The organism is Candidatus Neomarinimicrobiota bacterium (assembly GCA_041862535.1).
Classification (GTDB): Bacteria; Fidelibacterota; Marinisomatia; order SCGC-AAA003-L08; family TS1B11.
On the sequence record JBGVTM010000357.1, the window covers coordinates 1 to 3552 of the forward strand.

Sequence of the window (3552 nt, forward strand, 5' to 3'; positions counted from 1 at the left end):
GACGGTGTGCGGGGGGCCAGTCTGGGACTGATGCGGCGCACAAGCCGAGCCTACGGGTTGAAACCCACTTACAGTGCCCTTTTCGAAATCGGTAGCTACGACGTATACGACAGCACCTATGCCCCGCACCTGTTCAATCCCGGGCAAACCACCTACTTGACGACCGCATTGGGCGTTCAGAAGGAAACGCTGGTGTGGGAGTATGAATATACTCTAATGGCCACCGCAGGAGCGCCTACCATCGGCGATTACGACTTCACCCGTCTCACGCTGGAGTTCCGGGCCGGGAGAAGCCTGGGCCCGGCACGGCTTAACTTCCGGTCTCTCGCCGGGGGCATATGGTCCACAACCAGCATCCCCAGCCAGGAACGCTTCACGGTAGCCGCCGCCAGTTCAATGGAATACTACCACCGGCCCTATCTGAGCGCTGAGGGCTCCCTTTACGGCCTGCCCCCCGAGGTTCAGAAACATTACCACCTGCCCGGCGACGGCAACCTGAGGGGCTATTATGACCACGACTACTTCGGCGTTGAGGGCCTGCTGACTACCACCACCGAACTTACCTGGCCCTTTTCTTTCGGAAAGGTTGGAACCCTGGGGGCGAGCCTGTTCCTGGACGGGGCCCTGCTGTGGGGTGACCGCCTGGAGGTAGGCGACCAGGACTTTGACGGCGATTTTCTTATGGATGCCGGCTTCGGCCTTGAGTGGTCCAAGCGCCTCTTCTTCGGCCAGACCTTTTATTTCCGCGTGGACCTGCCCTTCTATGTCAACGTGCCCGAAGAAGACGGCTCGGAGATCAACTTCAGATGGGTCTTCAGCTTCCAGCGCGGGCTGTAGGAAGGCGTGGGCTCGGTACCGGCACCGAATCATTCGCCTCCAGCATCAGGTCGGCGGCGATAGTATCGGCCACCAGAATCCCCCGCTCCTGAAGGCGCAGCCGGTCACCGGTAAGCGTGAGGTGCGCTGCCCACCGCTCCAGCTGGTCCCGGTACCAGCGGGTGAAATCCGCCACATTAGCATAACCCAGGTCAGCTATTACCGACAGGCCCTGACTCAGCCGCAGGCCGAAGGCCAGCTTCTCGTTATACCGCTGGCTGGCGCTCAAGACCTCGCTCCCCGCTACCGGCAAACGCCCCTCCTCAAGCCGCTGCATATACTCGTCCAGGCTCCGCACGTTCCAGGTGCGCCGGGTGCCATCAAAGCCATGCGCCGCGGGGCCGAACCCCAGGCAGGGCTCGATGCGCCAGTAATGCAGATTATGACGGCAGGCACGGCCCGCGCGGGCAAAATTGCTGATCTCGTAGGCCGGGTAACCCTGCTCCGGAAGGTATTCCCGGGTCCAGCTGTACATGGCCGCATCCACTTCCTCGGGGGGCATGGTAACTTCCCCCGCCGCCACCATCCCGTGCAGGGCCGTACCCTCCTCCACCGTCAGCGAGTAGGCGGAGATATGCTCCGGCTCCAGCTCCACCAGGCTGGCGAGATCGGACTGCCAGCGCTGGAGCGTCTGACCGGGAATATTGAACAGCAGATCGACGCTGATGTTATCAAATCCGGCCCGGCGAGCGGCGGCGAAAGTTACAGAGCAGTCCCGGGGATCGTGGCGCCGCCCCAGAAACTTGAGCAGCGTGCGATCGAAAGACTGGAAGCCAACGGATAGTCGGTTGACCCCCAGGCCGCGAAAGGCACGCAGCTTCTCTTCAGGCGCCTCCCCCGGATTGGCCTCCAGGGTGAATTCCACCATCCGGCTTAAATCCAGCTCGTGCTGAAGAGCAGTCAGTATCTGCTCCAGATGGCTGGGAGTGAGCAGACTCGGCGTCCCGCCACCCACGTAAACCGTGTCAACGCACCAGTTGCGGGCCCGGCCTGCTGCCAGGTGAATCTCCTCCACCATACAACTCACGAATCGGTCCATGGCCTCCCCCCTGTCAGCGAGGGAATAAAAATCGCAATACAGGCATTTTGACCGGCAGAAAGGGATGTGGATGTAGATGCCGGCGGTGGGAGTGGTGCTCATGGGGTGAAGATCGCTGCCAGCCACTGATACGGCCAACCGGCCACGCGAGTGCGGCTAATCAATCCTTATGACAGACAAATAAAACCTCCTCAGGATCCAGCCCGTAGCGCGCCTGTTCAGCCTTGCTGAACTGCCGGGCGTAAGGAACCACTTCGACACGCAGCCCGGCCTGGCTTAATCGAACACTGACATCCATTCCATAGCTGCGCACATGGTCTGCTTGACCGTATAATCGCCTCCGCTCCTCCGGATCCGAGATGCTCGCATCTTCCCTGGTCTCAGCACCATCAATAGGTACCTGGATCAGGGCAAAGCCACCGGAAGCAAGCAGCCGGTGGATTTCCCTCATGGCCACTCGATCCTCCGGAATATGCTCCAGTACGTGGCTGCAAAGGATAACCTGAAAGGTCTCATCGCCATAAGGGGCAGCCCTTATATCGGCCCGAATCGTAGTCCAGGGCAGGGCAACGTCAATGCTCTGATATTTGAGTCCGGTACTGGAAAGACAGTAACGCTGGAAGCTGGGTAAGGGAGCAATGTCCAGCACAGGGTAATTTTGATGAAAAAAATTGTGGACTTGCTCGAGGTGCAGCCATTGCAGTCTCTGGCGTCGCCCCGAGCCACAGGCCGGACAAATCTCCCCCCCTTCCACGAACCGGCGCAGGGAAGCCTTACAACAAGGGCAATAGTAGTTGCGGCCAGTATACCACCACCGTAAGGCCCGGCGAAATAACGGTTCCCATCGATGAACGACTGCACCGCTTAATACCCGCCGCATAACCTTCTTGCCAATGTCGTATAGAGCCACAGGTCTCCCTGACTAAATAAACCTGAATCCAGGATAAAATTCCGGGAACTTTTGTCTATTCAAGCCTTTAAACAGTTGAGATTACACGCCTTGGCAAGTTTAAGGGTCTGTGCAATCTCTCTCATGTACCTCCCTGGATACTCCTCCGGTAGAGGGAGTATCCCTCCTGCACTGGCACAATCTACCCAGCCTGCACGAGGTGGCAGTCGCCTGGCTGCCGCCTCGTCTTTTTAGGCTGTACCGTTATCATCCCGGTCGCCCAGCTCGGCCATCAACTTCAGGATAACTCTTTCATACCAGCATGTGCGCAGGAAAGGACCCACAAAGCCCATATGACCTCCTCGTTGCTGAATGATTAGGTGAACGCGCTCCAGCCGGTCAAAGCCGGCATAAGGAGCATCGGCCACTATCGGATCATCCAACGCGGCCATCAGGTAGGCCGGAACCCTGACGTCCACAAGACGCTCAGGCGTCAGAGTATACTGGTCAAAATAGGCTTCTACGGATGGGAAGGGGGTGTAGCGCTCTAGAAGCAGCCAGGTCATGGCCATGATACTGGGTTCTTCATAAAGGTCTGCGAAATCGTAACGCTGGGGATAAAGGGCCTCCTTTCGGCGTAGCGAACGTACCCATCTCTCCCGGAAATAGGCCCGAAAGAGTGGGCTGGCGTCCAGCCGACGGGTGCTGCCCAGGGGATCGAGCACCGGGCTCACGGCCAAGACGCCAC

Annotated in this window: 4 protein-coding genes; 1 reads left to right on the forward strand and 3 read right to left on the reverse strand. The window is 59.0% G+C overall.

Going from position 1 to position 3552, the window contains the following annotated elements; all coding sequences use genetic code 11:
- On the forward strand, positions 1 to 837 hold an 837-nt coding region (locus ACETWG_12840), incomplete at its 5' end, for a hypothetical protein (protein ID MFB0517472.1).
- Here ACETWG_12840 and hemW read toward each other — a convergent pair.
- The 3 genes from hemW to ACETWG_12855 form a co-directional block, all read right to left on the reverse strand.
- A complete protein-coding gene (gene hemW / locus ACETWG_12845) occupies positions 815 to 2041 on the reverse strand; it encodes a radical SAM family heme chaperone HemW (GenBank protein ID MFB0517473.1) in 1227 nt (408 codons plus the stop codon). The two genes, ACETWG_12840 and hemW, sit on opposite strands and share 23 nt — an antisense overlap.
- A gap of 34 nt (positions 2042 to 2075) precedes the next feature.
- Positions 2076 to 2564 carry a class I SAM-dependent methyltransferase gene (locus tag ACETWG_12850; GenBank protein MFB0517474.1) on the reverse strand — a complete coding sequence of 163 codons (489 nt, stop codon included), beginning with the start codon at positions 2562 to 2564 and terminating at the stop codon, positions 2076 to 2078.
- 491 nt (positions 2565 to 3055) lie between these two features.
- Positions 3056 to 3552, reverse strand: a 497-nt coding sequence (locus ACETWG_12855; protein MFB0517475.1) for a hypothetical protein, incomplete at its 5' end; no start/stop codon positions are given.